General features: G+C 69.8%; 18 protein-coding genes. 6 read left to right on the top strand and 12 right to left on the bottom strand.

Going from position 1 to position 21623, the window contains the following annotated elements; all coding sequences use genetic code 11:
- Positions 1-50: 50 nt before the first annotated feature.
- Complete coding sequence (locus AC3WLB_RS17705) at positions 51-1031, bottom strand: SMP-30/gluconolactonase/LRE family protein (protein ID WP_492508235.1); 981 nt, start codon at positions 1029-1031, stop codon at positions 51-53.
- Positions 1032-1176: 145 nt separating this feature from the next.
- Between AC3WLB_RS17705 and AC3WLB_RS17700 the strand changes: the two genes are divergently transcribed.
- Positions 1177-2334, top strand: a complete 1158-nt coding sequence (locus tag AC3WLB_RS17700) for an ATP-binding protein (RefSeq protein WP_492508233.1) — start codon at positions 1177-1179, stop codon at positions 2332-2334.
- Between the two features lie 25 nt (positions 2335-2359).
- Here AC3WLB_RS17700 and AC3WLB_RS17695 read toward each other — a convergent pair whose 3' ends face one another.
- The 5 genes from AC3WLB_RS17695 to AC3WLB_RS17675 all read right to left on the bottom strand — a co-directional run bounded on the left by AC3WLB_RS17695 (position 2360) and on the right by AC3WLB_RS17675 (position 8466).
- A complete protein-coding gene (locus tag AC3WLB_RS17695; RefSeq protein ID WP_492508231.1) occupies positions 2360-3379 on the bottom strand; it encodes a LacI family DNA-binding transcriptional regulator in 1020 nt (339 codons plus the stop codon).
- Between the two features lie 34 nt (positions 3380-3413).
- Positions 3414-4880: a glycoside hydrolase family 1 protein gene (locus AC3WLB_RS17690; RefSeq protein ID WP_492508229.1), complete on the bottom strand. Its 1467-nt coding sequence runs from the start codon at positions 4878-4880 to the stop codon at positions 3414-3416.
- An 86-nt stretch (positions 4881-4966) separates the two neighbouring features.
- Positions 4967-5878 (bottom strand): carbohydrate ABC transporter permease, encoded by a 912-nt coding sequence (locus AC3WLB_RS17685; RefSeq protein ID WP_492508227.1) that lies wholly within the window; start codon positions 5876-5878, stop codon positions 4967-4969.
- Positions 5875-7038 carry a carbohydrate ABC transporter permease gene (locus tag AC3WLB_RS17680; protein ID WP_492508225.1) on the bottom strand — a complete coding sequence of 388 codons (1164 nt, stop codon included), beginning with the start codon at positions 7036-7038 and terminating at the stop codon, positions 5875-5877. Before AC3WLB_RS17680 ends, AC3WLB_RS17685 begins: the two co-directional genes overlap by 4 nt.
- A gap of 102 nt (positions 7039-7140) precedes the next feature.
- On the bottom strand, positions 7141-8466 hold the full coding sequence (locus tag AC3WLB_RS17675) for an ABC transporter substrate-binding protein (RefSeq protein ID WP_492508223.1): 1326 nt from the start codon (positions 8464-8466) through the stop codon (positions 7141-7143).
- A 275-nt stretch (positions 8467-8741) separates the two neighbouring features.
- Between AC3WLB_RS17675 and AC3WLB_RS17670 the strand changes: the two genes are divergently transcribed.
- Together AC3WLB_RS17670 and AC3WLB_RS17665 are read left to right on the top strand one after the other, a co-directional pair.
- Positions 8742-10331 carry an O-acetylhomoserine aminocarboxypropyltransferase/cysteine synthase family protein gene (locus tag AC3WLB_RS17670; RefSeq protein WP_492508221.1) on the top strand — a complete coding sequence of 530 codons (1590 nt, stop codon included), beginning with the start codon at positions 8742-8744 and terminating at the stop codon, positions 10329-10331.
- A complete protein-coding gene (locus AC3WLB_RS17665) occupies positions 10331-11692 on the top strand; it encodes an LLM class flavin-dependent oxidoreductase (RefSeq protein ID WP_492508219.1) in 1362 nt (453 codons plus the stop codon). The genes AC3WLB_RS17670 and AC3WLB_RS17665 overlap by 1 nt, the downstream gene beginning before the upstream one ends.
- 32 nt (positions 11693-11724) lie before the next feature.
- On the opposite strand, the gene AC3WLB_RS17660 is transcribed toward AC3WLB_RS17665, so the two are convergent.
- Complete coding sequence (locus tag AC3WLB_RS17660) at positions 11725-13494, bottom strand: MDR family MFS transporter (RefSeq protein ID WP_492508509.1); 1770 nt, start codon at positions 13492-13494, stop codon at positions 11725-11727.
- A gap of 316 nt (positions 13495-13810) precedes the next feature.
- Here AC3WLB_RS17660 and AC3WLB_RS17655 point away from each other — a divergent pair, with 316 nt between their 5' ends.
- The 3 genes from AC3WLB_RS17655 (at position 13811) to AC3WLB_RS17645 (ending at position 17071) form a co-directional block, all read left to right on the top strand.
- On the top strand, positions 13811-15493 hold the full coding sequence (locus AC3WLB_RS17655; RefSeq protein ID WP_492508217.1) for an alpha/beta hydrolase family protein: 1683 nt from the start codon (positions 13811-13813) through the stop codon (positions 15491-15493).
- A gap of 184 nt (positions 15494-15677) precedes the next feature.
- Complete coding sequence (locus AC3WLB_RS17650) at positions 15678-15875, top strand: helix-turn-helix transcriptional regulator (protein ID WP_022896607.1); 198 nt, start codon at positions 15678-15680, stop codon at positions 15873-15875.
- Positions 15875-17071, top strand: a complete 1197-nt coding sequence (locus AC3WLB_RS17645; RefSeq protein WP_492508214.1) for a type II toxin-antitoxin system HipA family toxin — start codon at positions 15875-15877, stop codon at positions 17069-17071. Before AC3WLB_RS17650 ends, AC3WLB_RS17645 begins: the two co-directional genes overlap by 1 nt.
- A 4-nt stretch (positions 17072-17075) precedes the next feature.
- On the opposite strand, the gene AC3WLB_RS17640 is transcribed toward AC3WLB_RS17645, so the two are convergent.
- From AC3WLB_RS17640 to AC3WLB_RS17620, 5 genes are all read right to left on the bottom strand, one after another.
- Complete coding sequence (locus AC3WLB_RS17640) at positions 17076-17573, bottom strand: hypothetical protein (protein WP_492508212.1); 498 nt, start codon at positions 17571-17573, stop codon at positions 17076-17078.
- A gap of 8 nt (positions 17574-17581) precedes the next feature.
- A complete protein-coding gene (locus AC3WLB_RS17635) occupies positions 17582-18067 on the bottom strand; it encodes an LpqN/LpqT family lipoprotein (protein WP_492508210.1) in 486 nt (161 codons plus the stop codon).
- 51 nt (positions 18068-18118) lie between these two features.
- Complete coding sequence (locus AC3WLB_RS17630; protein ID WP_492508208.1) at positions 18119-19210, bottom strand: WXG100 family type VII secretion target; 1092 nt, start codon at positions 19208-19210, stop codon at positions 18119-18121.
- A 94-nt stretch (positions 19211-19304) separates the two neighbouring features.
- The gene (locus AC3WLB_RS17625) at positions 19305-19571 is read right to left on the bottom strand and encodes a WXG100 family type VII secretion target (RefSeq protein WP_022895128.1); all 267 of its coding nucleotides are present in this window, start codon (positions 19569-19571) and stop codon (positions 19305-19307) included.
- A gap of 130 nt (positions 19572-19701) precedes the next feature.
- The coding region (locus AC3WLB_RS17620) for an FtsK/SpoIIIE domain-containing protein (RefSeq protein ID WP_492508206.1) at positions 19702-21623 on the bottom strand (1922 nt) is incomplete at its 5' end.

Here is a 21623-nt window from a genome sequence, read left to right as displayed (position 1 = left end):
CGCCCCTCATCCAGTATGCGCTCGCCGGGGAGGAGCCACGGCCGCCGCGGTCAGGGGCGCTGCACGCCGCGCACGTTGACGAAGACCGCGTAGAGCGAGGTCGTGGCGGTGATGTAGAGGCGGTTGCGCTCGGGGCCGCCGAAGGCGAGGTTGGCGGATGCCTCGGGCACCCGGATCTTGCCGAGCAACGTGCCGTCGGGAGCGACGCAGTGCACGCCGTCGCCGGCACCGATCCAGAGCCGGCCGGCGTCGTCGATGCGGAGGCCGTCGGGGATGCCCGGCTGGATCTCCACCAGCACGTCGCCGCCGCTCAGCGCATTGTCCGGCCCGACGTCGAACTCCCGCACGTGCCGCGGCCCCTCCGGGTCGGGCAGGAAGCCGGAGTCGACGATGTAGAGCTTCGTCTCGTCGGGCGAGAACGCCAGGCCGTTCGGTTTGCTGAAGTCGGCTGCGACCAGCGCGAGTGCGCCCGATGCCGGGTCGAACCGGTACACGCCGTCGACGTCGAGCTCGCGCGGCCGAGGCACCCCGACGAAGCTGGTCTCGCGGCCGTACGACGGGTCGGAGAACCAGATCGTGCCATCCGACTTCACCACCACGTCGTTGGGGGCGTTCAGCCGCCGCCCCTCGAACGAGTCGGCCAGCACCGTCACGCTGCCGTCGGGCTCGGTGCGGGTGACGCGGCCCGCGCCCTGCTCGCAGGTGATGAGGCGGCCCTGGAGGTCGCGGGTGTTGCCGTTGGCGTTGTGCGAGCCGGTGCGGAACGTCGTCACCACGCCCGAGTGCTCGTCGTACCGCAGGATGCGCCGGTTCGGGATGTCGCTGAACAGCAGCGCGTGCTGGTCGGCGAAGTACACCGGCCCCTCGGCCCAGCGCAGCCCGCCGTGCAATCGCTCCAGCTGTGCCACCTGGTCGATGCACTCGAGGAACCGGGGGTCGACGATCTCGTAGATCGACTCGCCCGTGGGGAGATGGGTCATGGAATCAGCAGCCGTCGTCACGCCGCTCGGCACCATCGTCGAATACGTCACGCCAACCTCCATCGGTCCGTTGTGTCGATTGTACGACAATATGACGAAGTTCGGGGAGGATGCATCTGCTTGCAGCGCGTCGTCATCCTCTTACTGTCTGTTACAGTTCTCCGATTCAGTAACAAACAGTAAGAGGTAGCCGCTCATGCAACCGAGTCCGTATACGCCAGGGGAGCTGGCCCGAGAGGTTCCGGGTCGGGCATCCCAGCTCGGTGAGTTCGACGAGCGGTTGTCGTATCTCGTCGACCTTCGCCGTCTCGTTGGACGAATCCGTGTCGATCATGGCCCCCGCGGTTACGGCAAGACGTCTCTTCTGCGTCAGTACCAGCTCCGCGCCGAGAGCAGGGGCGCTCTCACGATCTGGGTCACCGCCGGCGAGCCCGCCGGACTGATCTCCCAGATCGCGGATGCGCTCGGCCGTGCCACGACGACGTGGCGTTCCGAAGCTCGATCACGCATCCGATCCTCCCTCCAGACTCTCACGCTCAGCGTCGGTGTCCCCGGGGTGGCTCGGGTGGACGCGACCCTCCGTCCGAGAGGCGCCGACGATGCGGCGACCCCTGCCGGGGCCCGCGAATTCGAAGATGTCATCCGCGCGGTCACGGCCGACGGAGAGAGCGCCGCCCTGGTCATCCTCATTGACGAGATCCAGGCGGCTGATGCCTCCGGCCTGCGAACACTCGCGTACACGTGGCAGCATCTGCAGGCCGAGGGCATCGATGTGCCGGCGGCCGTTTTCGCTGCCGGCCTGCCGAACACCCCGGACGTCGTCGCTGCTGCCGTCACCTTTTCCGAGCGGCTTGCTTTCCGGCCTTTACAACTGCTTTCGACCGAGGCGGAAGAGATCGCGATCATCGAACCGTCCGCCCGCCTCGGTGTCGCGTGGGACGATGTGGCCCTGGCCGAAGCGGTGAGCATCGCCTCTGGCTACCCCTACACGCTGCAACTCATCGCCGACGCCTCGTGGATCGCTGCGGGAAGGCCCGGACCCGGATCGACGATCAACGCCGATCACGTACGCGCCGGCCGGGTGACCATGCAAGCCGATCTCGAAGCACTGTTCCGGGGCCGATGGGCGAATGCAACGGCCCAGGAACGCCAGCTGATGGCCGCGATGGCCAGCCTCGGCGACGGTCCGGTCAAACGCGCCGACATCGCCGACACGATGGGGACGACGGCCGAGAGCCTCGGAGTTCCACGCGCCCGCCTCATCGACAAGGGATTCATCCAGCCGGCCACTCGCGGCAGCCTCGAGTTCACCATCCCGGGCTTCGCCGTCTTCATCCGGAATCTCGAGGAATAGCAGAGCGGATGCCAGGCCCCGCCCGTCAGGCCGACTCGCGGCGCACCAGGTGGGTGGGGATGACGGTGCGGCGCGGCACCTCCTCGCCCGCGATCAGGCGCACAAGGAGCTCGGCCATGGTGGCGCCGAGGTCGGCCGAGGGCTGGTTGATGGTGGTGAGCGGCGGGGTGAGGGTCGACGCGAAGGTGTCGTCGTCGTAGCCCACCACTGCCACGTCGCCCGGCACCGACAGCCCGCGGGCGTGCAGCAGCTGGATGGCACCCGCCGCCATCTGGTCGTTGGCCACGAACACGCCGTCGAGAGGCACACCGCGGTCGAGCAGCCGGCTCATCGCCGACGCGCCCGAGTCCTGCGAGAAGTCGCCGATCTCCACGAGGGAGGTGTCACCGCCCGCGGCCTCGATCGACTCCCGCCAGCCGGTGAGCCGGTCGATGCCGGCCGGCATGTCCTGCCGCCCCGCGATGGTGGCGATGTGCCGGCGCCCGAGACCCACCAGGTGCTCCGTGGCGGTGCGCGCGCTCTGCACGTTGTCGACGTCGACGAAGTAGCTGTCGAAGGTCTCCGGGTTGATCGGCCGCCCACCGAACACGATCGGCAGTTGCGAGCCGAGGCCGACGTACGAGTGGTCCTCGGCGTGGTGCGAGACCACGAGCGCCCCGTCGACGTTGCCGCCGAGCAGGTACCGCCTGGTCTTCTGCGGCCGGAGCTCGGATGCGATGAGCAGGTTGAGCGTGTAATCCGTGTCGGAGAGGGCTCGGGCCACGCCCCGAACCACCGGCGCGAAGAACGGGTCGGCGAACACCGTCGAGGTCGACTCCGGTACGATCAGCGCGATCACGTCGGTGCGCCGGCTGGCGAGCGAACGGGCGACCCGGTTCGGCACGTAGTTGAGGCGCGCGATCGCGTCGTTCACGATGGCCGTGACCTCGGCGGTGACCTTCGGCGACCCGTTCACCACGCGCGAGACGGTGGCGCGCGAGACTCCCGCCTCCGCGGCCACCATCTCGAGGGTCGGCGCGCGCGACGCGCTGGTGTCGATCGTCATGCAGACCTCCAGCGCTCGAGCAGTGTGCTGCCGCCTAGGATACCGGCGCTGCGCTGTCGAGCGCGGCCGCCGAGGCGTCCTCCGCCTCCGCCGCGCCCTCGGCACGACGGATGACCTCGGCGTACGCCAGCGCCGAGTCCTTCGGCGTGCGCACGAGAGTGTCGTAGTCGACCCGCACGATACCGAAGCGCTTGCCGTACCCCCAGGCCCACTCGAAGTTGTCGAGCAGCGACCACACGAAGTACCCGCGCACATCCGCTCCGTCGGCGATCGCATCCGACACCGCCTGGATGTGGTCGAGCACGTACTTGGTGCGAAGTTCGTCGTGCACCGCGCCGTCGGGCGCGACCACGTCGTCGTAGGCGGCACCGTTCTCGGTGACGTAGAGCGGCGGCAGCTCGGGGTACTCGCGGCCGAGGCGCACCAGCAGGGTGTGCAGACCCGCCGGGTTGACCTCCCAGCCCATGGCCGTGCGCGGCAGCCCGCGCAGCGGGAAGGTGATGTACTCCGAGCCGACGAACGGCGAGCTGAGCGGTCGGCCGGTGTCGACGAGGTGCGGGTCGTCGGCCCCGTCGAGCGGATGCCCGCTCACCACGTCGTCGTGATAGTGGTTCACCCCGAGGAACTCGAGCGGCTGCGCGATGATCTCGAGGTCGCCGGGGCGCACCAGACCGGTCTCGGTCACCTCGTCGAGGCCGTAGGCGGCCAGGTCGCGGCGCACGTCGGCGGGGTATTCGCCGCGCACGATCGGGTCGAGGAAGATCGTGTTCTGCAGCCCGTCGAAGCGGCGTGCCGCTTCGACGTCGACCGGGTCGTTCGGGTCGAGCGGGATGGAGTTTGTGAGGTTCAGCGTGATGCCGAGGTTCTGCGCCCCGAGGTCGCGCAGGCGCTGCACCGCGAGCCCGTGCGCGAGGTGCTGGTGGTGCACCGCGGCGATCGCGGCCGCGGGCTCCTGCCGCCCGGGGGCGTGCACGCCGGCCGCGTAGCCGAGCAGCGACGAGCAGAACGGCTCGTTGAAGGTGGTCCAGTGCCGCACCCGGTCGCCGAGCGCGCCGTACACGATCTCGGCGTAGTCGCGGAAGCGATACGCGGTGTCGCGGTTCGCCCAGCCGCCCTTGTCCTCGACCGCCTGCGGCAGGTCCCAGTGGTAGAGCGTCAGCCAGGGCAGGATGCCCGCCTCGAGCAGCTCGTCCACCAGCCGCGAGTAGAAGTCGAGCCCCACCGTGTTCACGTGCAGGTCACCGGGCCGGATGCGTGCCCAGCTCGTCGAGAACCGGTAGGCCTGCAGACCCAGCTCCTTCATGAGAGCGACGTCGGCGGGCATCCGGTGGTAGTGGTCCACCGCCACGTCGAGGGTGTCGCCGTTCAGCACGGCGTTGGGCACGCGGGCGAAGGTGTCCCAGATCGAGGCCTCCTTGCCGTCTTCGAACGCGGCGCCTTCGATCTGTGCGGCGGCCGTGGCCGAGCCAAAGAGGAAGCCGGGAGGGAATGAGGTGCTCATGCGGGGTTACTGCTCCTTGAATGGTGGTTGTGCAATGGTACGTGCAAGCGCGAGCCGACGGCAGGGCCGCCGCGGCTCGTGCCCGCTCAGCCCTTGACCGCGCCGGCCATGATGCCCGAGACCAGTTGCTTGCCCGCGAGCACGAACAGCAGCAGCAACGGCAGCGTCGCGAGCACCGCGCCGGCGAGCACGATCGAGTAGTCGACGTACTTGGCCGACTGCAACTGGCTGAGCGCGACCTGCAGTGTGGGGTTCTGCGGCACGACGAGCAGCGGCCAGAGGTAATCGGTCCAGGCGGTCATGAAGGTGAAGAGGCCGAGGATGGCCATGGCCGGCCGCGCCGCCGGCACCCCGACGTGCCAGAAGGTCGAGATCATGCTCGCGCCGTCGACCCGGGCCGCCTCGATGAGCTCGTCGGGGATGACGTCGACCAGGTACTGACGCATGAAGAACACGCCGAAGGCGGTGACGAGGGTGGGCACGATGACGGCGCCGAGCGACCCCGTCCAGCCGAACTGCCGCATCAGCATGAACAGCGGGATGATGCCGAGCTGGGTGGGCACGGCGAGGGTGGCGATGACGAAGACGAGCAGCCCCTCCCGCCCGCGGAAGCGGAGCTTCGCGAACGCGTAACCGGCGAGCGTCGAGAAGAAGACGACGGATGCGGTGATCACCCCCGCGACGATGATGCTGTTGCCGAGGGCGGTCCAGAACGGGACGGTGCTCACCACCTGGCTCACGTTCTCCCAGAACTGGCCGCCGGGCAGGAGCGGTGGCCAGGTCGCGGTGAGCACCTGGCTGTCGCTCGAGCCGACCACGAACGACCACCAGAGCGGCAGCGCGCCGCCGAGGAAGACGGCGAGCAGGATGCCGTAGGTCACGAATCCGGGCCGGCGGTCGATGCCGTGGTCGCGCCGGCGACGGCGCGGGGCGGTGGCGCGTGCCGGCCGAGCGGATGCTGCCGCCGCGGCTGCGGGGCGCGTCGCGGTGGCGGTCATCGGTTCTCCTCCGGGGCGGACGGGACGGACGTGTCGGACGGGGTGGCCGGCGTGGACGGGGCTGTCGGGTGGTGGGCTTCGGCGAGCTCGGGGGAGACGCCGGGCACGAATCCGCTCGACAGCTCCGCTTCGGCGCGCGAGCGGGCCAGGGCACGGGTGCTCCGCTTCTTCGCGACCCGCGCCTCGGTCGACGCGATCCGCCGCGAGATGAGGAAGTTGAGCACCCCGAACAGCACGATCACGAGGAAGAGCAGCCACGCCACCGCCGAGGCACGGCCGAAGCTCTGCCGGTTGAACGCGAGATCCCAGAGGTAGAGCACCGTGGTCTGGTACTGCCGGTCGTTGCCGCCAGGAGTGGACACGGTGGGGTTGAAGAGCTTCGGTTCGGTGAAGATCTGGAGGCCGCCGATGGTGGCGGTGATGATGACGAAGATCATGGTGGGCCGGATGCTCGGCAGCGTGATCGAGAAGAACCGCCGGAACTGCCCGGCCCCGTCGAGCGCGGCCGACTCGTGGATGTCGCGGGGCACCGCCTGCATCGCCGCGAGCAGGATGAGTGCGTTGTAGCCCGTCCAGCGCCAGTTCACCATGGTGGCGATGGCGATGTGGGAGGGGAAGACATCCGTCATCCAGTCGACCGGGCCGAGGTGCACGGCCTGGAGGATGTTGTTGATGAGCCCGTACTTCTCCGAGAACGCGCTCGAGAAGATGAGGGTGACCGCCACCGGGGTGACGACGTAGGGGATGAGCACGCTCATGCGCCAGAACGTCTTCGCCCGCAGGTTCTGGTCGAGCACGGCGGCGATCGCGACCGCCGCGATCAGCTGCGGCACCGCAGAGAGGAAGAAGATGCTGACCGTGTTGAACAGCGAGTTCCAGAAGAACGGATCGGTGAGCTCGGTGGTGAAGTTGTCGAGGCCCACCCACTCGCCCGGGCCCGAGAGCAGATTCCAGTCGTTCAGCGACACGACGAAGGTGTAGCCGAGCGGGAAGAGCCCCACCAGCCCGAACAGCACGAAGAACGGCGCGATGTAGACGTAGGGCGAGTACTTCACGTCGGCCTTGTTGAGGCGCTGACGGAAGGTCATGCCGGATGCGCGGGGCGGCGGGGGCGCATCCGTCGCCGGCGTCTTCACCGGCGGGGTGATCGTTGCGGTCATGCGGTGGTTCCCTGACGGTCGAGAGGCGGGTGGGCGAGACGGGTGGCGGAGAAGTGCCGGGGCCCCAGGCGGTGGTGGATCCTGGGGCCCCGGCGGTGCGGACTACTTGTTGACGACCAGCTGGTTCAGCAGCTCGATCGCGTTGTTCCACGCGGTCTGGCCGTCGGTGCCGGAGTCGAGCGACAGCGCCGACGGGCCGAAGACCTGCTCCTGGATGACCGAGTCGTCCGGGCCCTTGAACTGGGCGACGACGCCCTTCGAGCGCTCAGCGAGGATGGAGCCGAGCGGCGCGTCGTTGAAGAACGTCGACAGCTCATTGGTGCCGGTCACGGCCGGGTCGCTCTGCGCCTCGATGTTGCTCGGGAAGGTGCCGGCGACGGTGAACGCGGCCGCCTGCTGCTTGGCGGCGGTGAGCCACTGGGCCAGGGCCGCTGCCTCCTTCGGGTGCTTCGACGAGGTGGGAACGGTGAGGAAGCTACCGCCCCAGTTGGCGGGGCCACCGGGGAAGACGTTGGCGAAGTCCCAGCCCGAGCTGGCGTCGCCGCCCGCGGCTTCGACCTGGCCCTTCACGACGCCGAGCATCCAGCCGGGGCAGACGAAGGTCGCGAACGAGCCGTCGGTGAAGGCCTTGCCCTTGCCCCAGTCCCACTGGGTCTGGCCGGAGGAGAGGCCGGCGGCGGCGCCCCCGGCGAGTTCGCCCCACAGCTCCTTGAGCTTGGCGTTGTCTTCGATGTTGAGCTCGCCGTCGGCGGTGTAGTAGCCCTCGGGCTGCTGGTTCACCATGGCGTTCCAGATGAATCCGGACTGGTCGTACCAGGGCTTACCGGTGGCGGCGTGGTACTGCTCGCCCACCTTGAAGTAGTCGGCCCAGGTGGCGTCGTCGCCGCCGAACAGCGCCGCGACCTCGTCGCGGTCGGTCGGCAGGCCCGCCGCCTGGAACAGGTCGCGGTTGTAGCAGAGGCCCTCGGGGCCGATGTCGGTGCCGTAGCCGATGATGCGGCCGTTCGCATCCGTCGCCTGCTTCACCTTCCAGTCGACCCACTGGTCGGCGATGTCCTTCGCGCCGTAGTCGCTCAGGTCGGTGAACTGGTCGGAGACCTGCATCACCGCGCTCAGCCAGCCCTCCTCGACGGCCTGCACGTCGGGGAGCCCGGCGCCGGCGGCCTGCTTGGTCTGCCAGTCGGTCTTGGCGTTGCCGCCGGTGTCGATGTTGGTGGCCTCGATCTTGATGCCGGGATTCTGCTCCTCGTACTGCTTGTAGAGGTCGTCGAGGCCCATCGTGCCGAACGTGGTGACGGTCAGGGTGATGGGGTCGTCGGCGGTGCCTGCTGCGCTGCCGGAGGACGAGCATCCGCTGGCGAGCAGTGCGAACGCTGCCGCGCCGGCGATGGCGATGGTCCCTGCTGTGGTGCGTCGTGAGAACTTCACGGTCACTCCCTTGTGTGCGTGGATTGTTGTCGATAGGGATTGAGAGCGCTCTCACAACGATGCGTGAGAGCGCTCTCACGATTCGTGGGCAACCGTAGGCGAGAAATTCGGGCGATGTCAAGCCCGCCGCATATTCCTGTTCGGGAATACGGATGCTCGCCGCCTTCGTCGCTCGGGCGGAGCGCGGTGCCGACGTAACAGAACTTCGCAAACGGCCTGGTCAGACAGTGGTCGTGGCACCCTGTCCTATCGGTGACGCACGAGAGGAGAGGTCGATGACCGGAGAGAGCACGCGAGTCCAGTCACTCGGCTTCGCGACCCAGCAGGTGCACGCCGGGGCGGTGCCCGACGACGGTGTCAACCCCCGGGCGACGCCCATCTACCTCAGCGCCGGCTTCGTGTTCGACGACTTCGCCCAGGCGCGCGACCGATTCGGCGGAGCCGACGACGGCTTCAGCTACACCCGGGTCGGCAACCCCACCACGGCCGCCGTCGAGCGGCGCATCGCCGCGCTCGAGGGCGGGTCGCACGCCATCCTCGTGGGGTCGGGTCAGGCCGCGTTGTCGGTGGCGCTGCTCGCGCTCCTGCAGGCGGGCGACCACCTGGCATCGGCGAACAGCATCTACGAGGGCTCGCGCGGCCTGTTCCTCGACAACTTCTCCCGGCTCGGCATCGACACCTCGTTCGTCGTCGACGCCAACGACGCCGCCGCGTGGGAGGCGGCCATCCGTCCGAGCACCCGCGCCCTGTTCGTCGAGTCGATCCCGAACCCGAAGAACGATCTCGTCGATCTCGCGCTCGTCGCGGCGGTCGCGCACCGCCACGGCATCCCGCTCATCGTCGACAACACCTTCGCCACCCCCTACCTTCTGCGACCGCTCGAGCACGGTGCCGACATCGTGGTGCACTCGGCGAGCAAGTTCCTGGCCGGGCACGGCGCGGTGCTGGGCGGCGTGATCGTGAGCGGTTCGGGGTTCGACTGGAGCGCATCCGGCACCCTGTTCCCACATCTCACCCAACCCGTGCACGGTCTCAGTGGGCGCAGCTTCGTTTCGCGCTACGGCGCCGATGCGTTCATCGCCTACGCCCGCGACGTGGTGGCGCTGCGCTTCGGGCCGACGCCGTCGCCCATCAACGCGTTCCTCATCCAGCAGGGCATCGAGACGCTGTCGCTGCGCGTCGACCGGCAGTCGGGGTCGGCGCAGGCGGTGGCAGCCTGGCTCGAGGAGCAGCCGGAGGTCGAGGCGGTCGACTACTCCGGGCTGCCGTCCAGTCCGTACTACTCGCTCGGCACGCGGTACCTGCCGCGCGGCCGGGGGTCGGTGTTCTCGTTCACGGTGGCAGGCGGGCTGCCCGCGGCCGCGGCGTTCATCGACGCGGTGCAGCTGTTCACGCACATGACGCACCTCGGCGACACGCGGTCGCTCATCATCCACCCCGCCACCACGTCGCACGCGTTCCGCACCGAGGAGCAGCTGCGCGAGAGCGGCATCGGCCCCGGCCTCATCCGCCTGTCGATCGGGGTGGAGGACGTCGCCGACCTGCTCGCCGACCTCGAGCGCGGCCTCGCCGCCGTGCGGGCGCTCGCGGCAGCTCCTGCTTCCGCGTCCGCCGGCGCGCCGTCGGCTCTCGTGCCCGCCGCCGCGCCGTCGGCTCCCGGGCCCGCCGCCGCTCCCGCTCCTGCGGCCCAGAACGACGGAGAGTCGGCGCGACACGCCGTCCATTTTTCCGTCGAAACCGCGCGCCCGGCCGAATCTCCGTCGTTCCGACGCGAGCCCGGCGAGGTGGGTGCCGACGGGCTCGTCGCTGCCGGGGCTGAACGGGCGGGCGCGGACGCTGCGGTCGGAGCGGGGGAGGCGGCCTGATGGCGCGGCAGCAGCACTTCGGGTGGTTCCTGTCGCGGGGGTTCGGGCCGCACGGGTGGGGGCATCCGTACTACGAGTGGAACTACCCCTGGCACCGGCCCGACCTGTACCAGCAGTCGGTGCGCGCCCTCGAGCAGGCCGGCTTCGACCTCGTCATCATCGAAGACGCGCTCTCGCTCGGCAATGCCGACACGCTCGACCTGCGCATCCGCAGCGCCTACGGCGGGCCGAAGCACGATCCGCTGCTGCTCGCGCCCTACCTCTTCGACGTGACGGAGCACATCGGCATCGCGCCCACCGTGAACCCGCTCGCCTACTCGCCCTACCAGGCCGCCCGGCAGTTCGCGACGCTGCAGCACCTGAGCGACTACCGCTTCGGCATTAACGTGGTGACGGATGTCGGCTCCTCCCGCCACTTCGGCGCCGAGCCGCTCGCGCACGACGCCGCCTACGACCGGGCCGAGGAGTGGCTCACCGCGGTGCGGGCGCTCTGGCACAGCTGGGGAACGGATGCACTCATCGCCGACCCCTCGACCGGCCGGTTCGCCGACGGGTCGCGGCTCGACCCCGTGCAGCACCGCGGGGAGTACTACTCTTTCGACGGGCCCCTGAATGCCCTGCCGTTCCCGTCGCTCGGGGGAGCGTCGGGCACGGGCACGGGCTCCGCGCTCCCGGTCGACCCGGTCGTCGTCTCGCCCGGCGGCTCCGGCCGTGGCCTGAACTTCGCCGGCGAGCAGTCGGAGGTGCAACTCGCGCTGGCCTCGCTCGATGTCGCGAGCATCCGCTCGTACCGCGCGAAGGTGCTCGACGCGGCCCGCGCGCACGGCCGCTCGGCGGCCGACATCGACATCCTGTTCGTGTTCAAACCCATCATCGTGAGCTCGCCCGAGGAGGCGCAGCGCATCGTGGATGCGTCGGCGCACCCCTCCGACGAGGCGCTGCTGCAGGTCGCGGCCGGGCAGTCGAGCGATCTCGAGACCGACCTCACCGGGCTCGACCTCGACCGGCCGGTCGATCCGGCGATCTTCGGCGACCACGTCTCGCGCGGCAGCATCAAGGGCCTGCTCGGGGCCTTCGACGACTTCGCGGATGCGACCTTACGGCAGCTGCTCACCGCCAAGGCGCGGCTCGGCCGCATCTCGGAGCGCGCCGGCTACGTCGGCACGGCCGACGAGGTCGCCGACTTCATCGAGGAGCTCGGTGCGGAGGCCGACAACGACGGCTTCATCTTCTCGGGCGACCTGCACCCGGTGACCATCCACCGGATGCTCGACGAGCTCGTGCCGATCCTGCGCCGCCGTGGCATCCTCCGCACGTCCTTCGGCACGGGCGGCCTGCGCGGCAACCTCCGCGACTTCTGAGCCCGCCTGCCGGCCGGCCCCGTGCGGGCACCCTAGTGCCGGGGGCCGGACGGGGCGGGCGCGGGAGCGTCGGCCGTGGCATCCGCCGCCGGCTTCTGCACGGCTACCGAGCCCGTGGTGACGTCGGGCAGCACGAGCGCGCCCATCTCCTCCGCGGCGAGCTGCGCCTGCACGGCGGCGTCGTTGTCGGCGGCCTCCTCGAGGGCCGACTTCTGGCGCAGCGGTGTGGCCTTGAGGAAGAAGCTCAGGATGAACGCCACGCTCACCACGGCCAGGCACACGATGAACACGGTCGAGGTCGCGTTCGCCCAGGCGTCGACGAACGGCAGGCTGAGCCGCGAGTCGGCGCCGACGAGGAACGAGGTGTCGCCGCTCAGCGCGGTGCCGAGCGAGGAGGGGTCGGTCTGCGCGTTCTGCAGCACCTGCAGGATGGCGGCGTTCGCCGGGTTGCCCTGCACCGCCGGGTCGGCGGCCGCCGCACGGGTCTGGGCGATGATCGCCGGGTCGGTGAACGACGCGACCAGGGTCTGCCCGAGCCGCGAGAACAGCACCGAGAACACCACGGCGGTGCCGAGCGTTCCACCGATCGAGCGGAAGAAAGTCGACGACGAGGTCGCCACACCGATGTCCCGCGGGCCGACCGAGTTCTGCGACGCGATGGTGAGGGTCTGCATCAGCTGGCCGAGACCGAGGCCGATCACCAGCATGCCGATCAGCACGTACCAGACCGGCTTGTCGGCCGACACGAAGCTCATGTAGGTGAACGCGGCGACGAGGAGCCCGGTGCCGACGATCGGGAAGATCTTGTAGCGGCCGGTGCGCGAGATGAGCTGACCCGACACGATCGAGGAGATCATGAGGCCGAGCACCATCGGGATCATCAACAGGCCCGCCTCGGTGGGCGTGGCGCCGGTGGCGATCTGCAGGTAGTTCGGGATGGTCATCATGGCGCCGAACATGCCGAAGCCGACCAGCACGCCGAGGATGGTCGCCATCGAGAAGGTGGGCGACTTGAACAGCTTCAGCGGGATGATGGCGTCGTCGCCCATCCGGCGCTCGACCAGGATGAACATGACCAGGCCGAGCGGCGCGATGACGTAGCAGAGGATCGAGCCCCACGAACCCCAGCCCCACTCGCGACCCTGCTCGGCCACCAGCAGGATCGGCACGACGGTGAGGATGACCGCGGCCACCCCCCACCAGTCGATGCGCACCGTGCGCTTCGTGTGCGGGATGTGCAGGAAGAGCAGCACGATCACCATCGCGATGGCGCCGATGGGGAGGTTGAGCAGGAAGATCCAGCGCCACCCGGTGATGCCGAGGATCTGGTCGGCGCCGGAGAGCAGTCCGCCGAGCAGCGGGCCGATGACGCTCGAGATGCCGAAGGTGGCGAGGAAGTAGCCCTGATACTTGGCGCGCTCGCGCGGCGCGAGGATGTCGCCCATCACGGTCAGCGCGAGCGACATCAGGCCGCCGGCGCCGAGACCCTGGATGGCGCGGAAGATGGCGAGCTCGTACATGTTCGTGGCGATGCCCGCCAGCAGCGACCCCACGAGGAAGATCGCGATGGCGATGATGTAGAGCGGGCGACGCCCGAAGATGTCGGAGAGCTTGCCGTACAGCGGCGTGGAGATGGTGGACAGGATGAGGTAACCGGTCGTCACCCAGGCCTGCAGGCTGATGCCGTCGAGGTCGTCGCCGATGGTGCGCATCGACGTGCCGACGATGGTCTGGTCGAGCGAGGCGAGGAACATGCCGGCCATCAGGCCGAAGATGATGAACAGGATCTGCCGGTGCGTCATCTTGCCGCCGGCCTCGCGGAACTCCTCCGCTCGGGCTTCGGCTTTGGTCGCGCGACGGGCGGACGACGGGGTGGTGCGAGACATGGGCATCCTCAGACGAAGCAGATGGGGGAGGGCGCGCGAACTTTGCGCAGACTGCAAAGTTACACCCGCTGAACACTACTTCTCAACTCGAAACGATCTCCCGCGGACGGCCGCGCCGTAGCAGGCGTCGACCGGATGCGCACATCCCGAACGGGGGCTTCCCCGCCGCCGGGCTCCTCCCTACGCTGCCAGGAGCGTCCGCGGCGCGCGGCACGACGAGGTGGGGGAATTCATGGCGACGACGGACGAGGGTGAGCGCGCCGAGCGGCGTACGGTCAGCCGGCGCGGACTGCTCGGCCTGGCAGCGGTGGGTGGTGTCGGCGCGGCCTTCGCCTCGGTCGCGGCGCCGGCCAGCGCCGGGGCGGCGACGCTCGCCACCACGGCTCGGCTCGGCGTGCCGGCCGCGCCCACGGACCCGCCGGCGGTCACCTCCGGTCTGACCCCGTTTCCGCAGCAGGACGACCTGAACTTCCAGACTCAGTTCAACTACGGCGAGGCCGCGTACGGCGCCGCCGAAGTGGGCGAGGTCGCCGAGGCGGTGCAGGAGGTCCAGGCGGCGCTCGCCGTGATCGGCACAGCGAACCTGCCGGTGTACCAGCCCTACAACGACACCTTCGAGGCGCTGGCGGCGAAGCTCGCCGCTGCGGCCGACGACGAGAAGGCCGCGGGCCGCCTGGCCAGTGCCCGGTCGAAGTACCTGCGGGCTGCCGGCTACTACACCGGTGTGCTCTTCTTCGTGCTGGGCGGCGACGCGCCCACTCGCGAGCCCGAGATCTACCAGGCGATGCAGCGCTGCTGGGCCGAAGCCGCCGCCCTGCTCGAGCCGGTCTGGACCCGTGTCGAGATCCCGATGGCGGTGCGGTTTCCGGATGCCGGGGGCACCCCCGTCGTGCAGACCGTGACGGTGCCCGCCTACTGGGCGCGCGCCGCCGGCCCCGGCCCGAAGCCGACCGTCATCATCAACAACGGCAGCGATGCCCAACTGGTCGACACCTTCGCCTTCGGCGGCGCGGCGGCTCTCGACCGCGGCTACAACGCGCTGATGTTCGAGGGCCCCGGTCAGGGGTCGCTGCTGTTCGAGCAGAACATCCCGTTCACCCCGTTCTGGCAGGACGTCATCACGCCGCTGGTCGACTTCGTGCTCGCCCAGCCGGAGACCGACCCGGCCGCCGTGGCGCTCACCGGCTGGAGCTTCGGCGGCCTCCTCGTCATGCGCGCGGCCGCGTACGAGCACCGTCTCGCGGCCGTCGTGGCCGACCCGGTGTTCTATGACGCCACCGCGCCCTATGCGCAGTTGAAGGGCATCCCGAACGAGTACTGGGTGAACGACGTCTACCCCTCCTTCCCCGTGCACGGCGTGCCGGGGCAGGATTCACTGCGCTTCCTGCTCAACAAGCGCGGCGAGATCTTCGGCAAGGCGTTCCACGATCAGGCGCTGACGGGTGTCGTCATCCAAGACCTGGTGGGCCTGCTCGACGCCATCGCCACCTACACGGGCGACAGCACGCTTTTCGGCTCGGTCACCGCCCACTCGCTCCTCCTCACCTACGAGGGTGACGACTTCTTCGTCGGCCAAGCGGCTGACGTCCGGCCCTGGCTGACAAGTGCGGCATCCGTCGATCAGCACGACTTCACTTCCGCCGAGGGGGCGCAGTTCCACTGCGCACCGATGGCCCCGCAGGTGCGCAACGAGGTGGTCTACGACTGGCTCGACGGCATCTTCGGCCGGATGCCCGTGCCCCCCGCCCCGCCCGCGCCACCGGTTCCGCCCGCACCGGTCGCGCCCGTCGATCCGCCCGCGCTCGCCGCGACGGGCATCGAGGCCGCGCCGCTGGCCGCGGTCGCCGCCGGCCTCGCCACGGCAGGGGCCGGCGCCGCCGTGCTGGCCGCGCGCCTGTCGCCGCGCCGCCACTGACACCCCCGATCTGCCCGCCGCGCTTGTCGGGTGGAACCGGCAGCATCGTGCCGCTTGGCGAGCTCGGGAGGCGTTTCCCCGTGGGTTTGACGCATTCCGGCGTGATCCTGCCGATTCGCGTTCGAATCCCCTAGAATGAGGCTGGTGAGGGGAGATCCGGTGAGATCTTGCCGGTAAGGACGTGATGGAGGCCTCGAAAGAAGTCGGCTCGGCCATCCGCGCTGCCCGCAAGCGTCACCGGCTGACCCAGCCTCAACTCGCCGAGTTGGCCGGAATCTCCGAGCGAACCGTGCGCGACATCGAGAAGGGCTCCGCTTCGGTGAGCTTCGCTGCGGTCATCGCTGTCGCCGCCGTGCTCGGCCTGCGAGTGGAGGCGCGCTGATGGTGGCCGGTCTCGACGAACTCCGCTTCGTGGCGTCGGCCGACGTCTACAAGCAGGGGCGTCTCGCCGGCCGCCTGACTCGAACATCCGACGGCTCCGTGGTCTTCGCGTACCTCTCGGAGTACCGCGATGGCCCGTCGCCTTTGGCCGTGGCGTCGACCTTGCCGGTGACCGACGGCTCCGTCTCGTCACCGCACGGTTCGGTCCCGGCCTTCTTCGCCGGCCTGCTGCCCGAAGGCCGCCGGCTCAGAGTGCTGCAGGATGCGGTGAAGACGAGTCTCGACGACGAGCTGACGCTCCTCCTCGCGGTCGGGGCCGACGTGCCGGGCGATGTGCAGGTGGTACCGGCTGGTGCCCCGCCGACAGAGCCGCCACCCGCGGTGGATGCGGTTGAGGTCGCCACGCTCGATTTCCTCGAGCTCGCCGACGAGGTCGACCGGCATGCGCTCCCCGGCGTGCAGGACAAGCTGAGCGCGGAGATGATCAGCACCCCTGTCGCGACCCGTTCGGGTCGATACATCCTGAAGCTCGATCCGCCCGACTATCCGTACTTGGTGCAGAACGAGGATCTGCACCTCCGTTCGGCGACGAAGTTGAAGATCGCGGTCGCCGACGCGCAAAAGGTGACCGATCGCCTGGGGCGCGAAGGCCTTCTCGTGACCCGCTTCGACCGGGTTCGCGCTGGCGGCGGGCGATGGGAACGCCTACCGCTCGAAGACGCGACCCAGGTTCTCGGCCTGCCGCCCGCATCGAAGTACCACATCGATTCCGAGCGGGTGGTCGCAGCGCTCTCCGGGCACTGCACCGCGCCGGCCGTCGCCGTCCGCAACCTCTATCTGCAGTTCGTGTTCGCCTGGCTCACCGGGAACGGCGACCTCCACGGCAAGAACGTCTCGATGCTCGGCAGCGCGTCGGGCGAGACGGCCATCGCGCCGATGTACGACCTCCCGTGCACGCTCGTCTACGGTGACGACAGCCTGGCGCTCCCGGTGGCTGGTCGCACTCGCGGCGTGAAAGCACGACACTGGCGTGAGTTCGCCGCAGCCATCGGACTGCCGGAACGCGCGGCGGCCTCGGCCAACGCGGTCGCACTCACCGCAGCGTCGGCGGTCGACCTGTCACAGCTGCCATTCGCGGGTTCGCCGCTTCGACGCGCCGAGCGCGAGCTGGGCTTCCGCCGCGCCGAACTCAGCTGAGCGGTCAGCCGCCGAAGAGCTTGCCGAAGAAGCCCTTCTTCTTCGGCGACCAGCCCGCCGCGGTGAGGGCGTCGATGAGGGGCTGCTTCACCTCGTCGGTCGAGAACGACCAGCCGTAGAGGTTGCCCTCGGTGGAGCCCTGCCGGTCGGTGGTCTTCGCGGCGGTGCCGGCACCGAACTGGAACGAGACCTTCTTCTCCCGGCCCTTGAAGGTCGAGGTGCCGCCCGAGATGCCGAAGCCGCCGTCGCCCGTGGCGTGCACGGTGGCCGACGACTGGGTGTCGGTCTCGTCGAAGGTCCACTCGGCCTCGGCCGGGTCGAGCGTCACCCGCAGCTCGTAGGCCGAGGAGATGAGACCTGCGGCCGTGACCGCGGCCCACTTCACATCGGCGTACTTCCAGGTGGCCCGGATGCCGTCGGGAGTCGCCTCGTAGACGAAGGGCAGCTCGGGGCTGTTGAGGGCGAGCACGCGCGCCTGCGCGTCGGCGACGGAGTCGGCCATGCCGCGCCCTACGCCGAGACCGCCGAGAGACCCGCCGAGGACTGGATCTCGCGCAGCTCCCCCCACAGCTCGGTGGCCTGCGTGCCGGTGGCCGTGGCGGTCAGCTGCACGAGGTCGACCACGGGCCCGTTCTCGACCACGGCGAGACGCACGCCCTGCATGAGGGTGCCGACCCGCGCATCCGGATAGCTGAACTCGATGCGGAAGCCGGGGAGGCCGAGCACCTCGTGCTCGTCGCGCACCAGCTCGACCTTGCCCTCGATGGACTCGACCCGGGCGACGACGGCGTCGATGGCGGTCTGCAGGGTGTAGCCGGCCGCGTAACGCGAGACGGCGACGACGATGTTGGGGCGGAACTCACCCTGCTCGACGGTCTTGCCGGCCGCCAGTACGGCACCGGTGACGGAGAGCGCGTGCCAGTCGTCGGGCACCGTGAGGGTGAGCGACGGGAACGCGGGAGCGGATTCGCCGGGGAAGGTCAGCGTGTGAGTCATGGGTCCAGCCTTTCAGGAAACGGGGACGAACGGATGGGGGTCGGCCGACGCTCAGCCGATTCCGAAGAATCCGGCGACCGAGTCGACGGCGTCTTGCGGGCTGAACGAGATGTCGAAGTTGGCGCCGGCGCCGATGCCGAGAGCGGCTCCGATGTCGACCGAGACGCCGACGTTGTCGAAGGAGACCTCGGCGTCGATGTTCGCGTGGGCGCCGATGCCGGCGTAGACCTCCGCGCCACCGCCGACGGTCACGCCGACCGCCGAGACGCTGCCGTCGACACCGGCCTGGGCGCCGGCGAAGCCGTCGAAGCCGGCGTTGGCACCGATGCCGTCGGGGCCGATCGTGGCGCCGGCGTTCACCTGGGCCTCGGCACCGGCCATCACCTCGGCGCTGCCCTCGGCGCCGGCGAGCCCGCCGAGCACCTGCACGTTGCCGTTGACCCCGGCAGTTCCGCCGATCATGGCGTCAGCGGATGCGCTTGCCTCCGCCCCGTCGAGGCTGATGCCCGCGCTCGCCTCTGCGTTGGAGTCGAGGCCCACGAACGCTTCGGCCGTGCCCTCGCCCTCCGACCAGCCGTTCTCCCAGCCGCCGGTGGCGTTGGCGCCCGCACCCCACTGCCAGCCCGCTTCGGCGTTCGCCTCGGCGGACGTGGGGCCGGTCTCGGTGCCGGCGCTCGCATGTCCGTCGGCTTCGAAGCCGTGGGCATCGCTCGAGGAGTGCGTCGTGGTGTCATCGCCGGTGCCGCCACCTCCACCGCCGCCGCCTCCGCCACCCGCGGAGCCGCCGCCGTTCGAGCCGCCGCCGCCGGAACCGTTGCCGCCGCCGTTCGAGCCCCCGCCCCCGCCCGATCCGCCGCCGAACGCCCCGCCGTCGGTCGACGCCGTGTTCTGCTCCTCGGCGTTCTTCACGAGGTCGCTGCTGCCGTTACGGAGCGCCTGGATGGCGGCCTTCAGCTGAGCGGTGTGCGTGCCGTTCCAGTCGGAGCGGAAGGTCGTCGCATCCGGCCCCTGCCAGGCCGGCGTGTGGTTCACGCTCGAGGTGAGCGTCGACGTCACCGTGTTCAGATTGTCAGCGGCGCTGTCGAACTTCTTCGCCAGCTGCCGGAGCTGTTCGACGTCCGCCCCGTAGAAACCACCAGCCATGACACCCTCTCAAGCGTGCAGATCGATGTGTGTGATCGATGTGTGGAAGGAAAAAGGGCGGGGGCTCCGCGTCGGAACCCCCGCCCAACTCGAACTACGCGTTCGAGGTGGCCTCCTGGTCGGACGCGTTCTTCGAGGCCTTCTGCGAGGCGTCTTCGAGCGCGGTGATGACCTGCTTCAGCGCGGCGGTGTGGGTGGTGTTCCACTCGTTGCGGAAGTTCTCCGCGTCGGGGCCGGTCCACTGCACCGACTGCAGAGCGCTGGTGAGCGTGGTCAGGATCTGCTGAACCTGCTGCGACTGGGTGTTGAGCTGCTTGCTGAGCGAGCGGACCTGCTCGACATCGAGACCCCAAACGGCCATGATTCTCTCCCTTTCATTCCGCGGACCGGGCTGTCCGGTTCCGCTACTTCCTGTGAGGTCGTCCTCACGAGAAAGACACTACGGACGACTGTCGAAACCCGCGATGGGGAGAAGTACCCATTCGTCCCCATCAGTCGTCACGGGTCGCCACCTGCAGCTTCGTGACGCGGCCGCCCTGCACGAAGAAGCCCCGGCCAGGGGGCAGATCCGAGCGCTTGAAGCGGCCGAGCGAGGTGCCGAGCAGGGTGTCGCCGTCGAGCTCGCCGGGCACCAGTAAGAGGCCCCGCTTGGCGTTCTTGAACGAGCCGCCGAGCGTCCACGCCGCCGACCAGGTCGACGACTCGCTCTCGCCGATCACGAACACGTCCTCGCGGAGCGCGCGCTTGATCAGCCGGTCGACGTCGTTCTCGGCCGGCGACCCGTTCAGCTCGCCCACGTTCTCGATGACGAGGGCGAACTGGGTGGGCTTCAGCGTCTCGGCGTCGAGCTGGGCCGAGACGTCATCGGCGAACGCGGCGATCTGGGCCGGGTCGGAGAGCGAGAGCGACCACAGCGGCAGGGGCGTGAGGCTCGTCTTGCGCGGCGAGATGTGCACCAGACGGATGCTCGGGTCGGCCCGCCGCAGCGCCGTCGCGATGGTGGCGAGCGCGGTCGAGCGCCCGCTGCCGGCCGATCCGGCCACGAGCAGCGCTCCTCGCGCCGCCACCCCGAACGGCCCGAGCGTGTCGTCGCGCATCCCGATGACGGGCTGCGGTTCGGCCCCGGGGCCGGCGGTGGTGGCAGAAAGCGTGCCGAGCGCGATCGAGTCGCCGAGCGTGCGCACGGGCTCAGCCGGCGCCACCCCCTGGCGCGTCATCGCTTCGGCGAGCTTCGCGATCTCGCGCGCCTGGATCGCCACGTTCGGGTCGGCGCCGAGCATCGCGATCTGCACCTCGTCGCCGTCCATCACGCCACGGCCTGGCGGTGACACGGCCGAGAGCGTGTCCTTCGGCGCGTTCACCAGCGAGTAGTCGTCCTCGTTCGCCATCCGGAGCACCAGGCGGCGCTGGATGGTGGAGCCGAGCGAGGCCGGCACCGAGTTGGGTCGGTCGCCGGCGACGACGATGTGCACGCCGACTTGCCGGCCGTCGGTGGCGATCTGCGAGAAGGTCGTGAACCAGGCCGAGTGGCCGCCGAATTCGTACTGCTCGCGGAACGCCCCGATGCCGTCGACGAGCACCAGGATGCGCGCCTCACCGGGCGCGTTCGCGATGCGCCGGTACTCGCCGATCGACCCGGCGCGCACCGCGGAGTACCGCTCGGAGCGGTCGTCGACGAGGTCGCGCAGCATCCGGAGCAGGCGGATGACCCGCTCCTCGTCGTCGCCGTCGATGATCGCGCCCACGTGCGGCAGCTCCTGCAGCATGCTGAGGCCCGACGAACCGAAGTCGAGACCGTAGACGTGCACGGGCCCACCACGGGGCGTGACGGCGGCGGCGACCGCGATCATCCGCAGCGTCGCGCTCTTGCCCGAGCCACCGGTGCCGTAGACGGCCATGTTGCCGTCGCGGTCGGGCTCGTAGAAGACGGTCGGCTGGCTCTGCGACGCCGGGTCGTCGATGACGCCGAGCAGCAGTCGCTCGTCGGTGCGCGGGTTCGGCAGTAGCGAGAAGTCGTAGACGGCGGCGAGCTCGTCGAGCCAGGGCTTGCGCGGCTCGGGGATGTCGGCCATCTTCGCGGCAGTGCGGATGCTCGACACGAGCCGGGCGATGTCGGTCGGCCCCGGGTCGGCGAGCTCGGGCGCCTCGACCTCGGGCTGTTCCCAGACCGCGCCGGAGCCGAAGTCCATCTCCACCAGGTCGATGCGCGGGCGGGTGGGGGCGTTGGTGGTCCAGCCGCCCGCATACCCGGTCTGGAAGGCGGCGAGCCGGCCGGGACCGGTCTTCGCGGCGCCCCGGCCGGGGATCGACTGGTCGAAGTAGGCGGCCATCGGGTCGCCGAGGATGTCGCTGGAGTCGTCGGCGTCGGCCATCCGGAGCGCGATGCGCAGGTTGGTGTTGGCGCGCAGGTTGT

This window comes from Herbiconiux sp. FW305-C-125, assembly GCF_058783455.1.
Note: the sequence above shows the minus strand (reverse complement) of the source record. Positions and strands in the feature narration are given on the sequence as shown.

Coding starts and splice junctions, on each gene's coding strand:
- AC3WLB_RS17630 (WP_492508208.1), bottom strand. CDS start 19,210: ATGGCTGGTGGTTTCTACGGGGCGGACGTCGAACAGCTCCGGCAGCTG.
- AC3WLB_RS17665 (WP_492508219.1), top strand. CDS start 10,331: ATGGCGCGGCAGCAGCACTTCGGGTGGTTCCTGTCGCGGGGGTTCGGG.
- AC3WLB_RS17660 (WP_492508509.1), bottom strand. CDS start 13,494: ATGACGCACCGGCAGATCCTGTTCATCATCTTCGGCCTGATGGCCGGC.
- AC3WLB_RS17685 (WP_492508227.1), bottom strand. CDS start 5,878: ATGACCGCCACCGCGACGCGCCCCGCAGCCGCGGCGGCAGCATCCGCT.
- AC3WLB_RS17700 (WP_492508233.1), top strand. CDS start 1,177: ATGCAACCGAGTCCGTATACGCCAGGGGAGCTGGCCCGAGAGGTTCCG.
- AC3WLB_RS17625 (WP_022895128.1), bottom strand. CDS start 19,571: ATGGCCGTTTGGGGTCTCGATGTCGAGCAGGTCCGCTCGCTCAGCAAG.
- AC3WLB_RS17640 (WP_492508212.1), bottom strand. CDS start 17,573: ATGGCCGACTCCGTCGCCGACGCGCAGGCGCGCGTGCTCGCCCTCAAC.
- AC3WLB_RS17690 (WP_492508229.1), bottom strand. CDS start 4,880: ATGAGCACCTCATTCCCTCCCGGCTTCCTCTTTGGCTCGGCCACGGCC.
- AC3WLB_RS17655 (WP_492508217.1), top strand. CDS start 13,811: ATGGCGACGACGGACGAGGGTGAGCGCGCCGAGCGGCGTACGGTCAGC.
- AC3WLB_RS17680 (WP_492508225.1), bottom strand. CDS start 7,038: ATGACCGCAACGATCACCCCGCCGGTGAAGACGCCGGCGACGGATGCG.
- AC3WLB_RS17650 (WP_022896607.1), top strand. CDS start 15,678: ATGGAGGCCTCGAAAGAAGTCGGCTCGGCCATCCGCGCTGCCCGCAAG.
- AC3WLB_RS17645 (WP_492508214.1), top strand. CDS start 15,875: ATGGTGGCCGGTCTCGACGAACTCCGCTTCGTGGCGTCGGCCGACGTC.
- AC3WLB_RS17670 (WP_492508221.1), top strand. CDS start 8,742: ATGACCGGAGAGAGCACGCGAGTCCAGTCACTCGGCTTCGCGACCCAG.
- AC3WLB_RS17635 (WP_492508210.1), bottom strand. CDS start 18,067: ATGACTCACACGCTGACCTTCCCCGGCGAATCCGCTCCCGCGTTCCCG.
- AC3WLB_RS17695 (WP_492508231.1), bottom strand. CDS start 3,379: ATGACGATCGACACCAGCGCGTCGCGCGCGCCGACCCTCGAGATGGTG.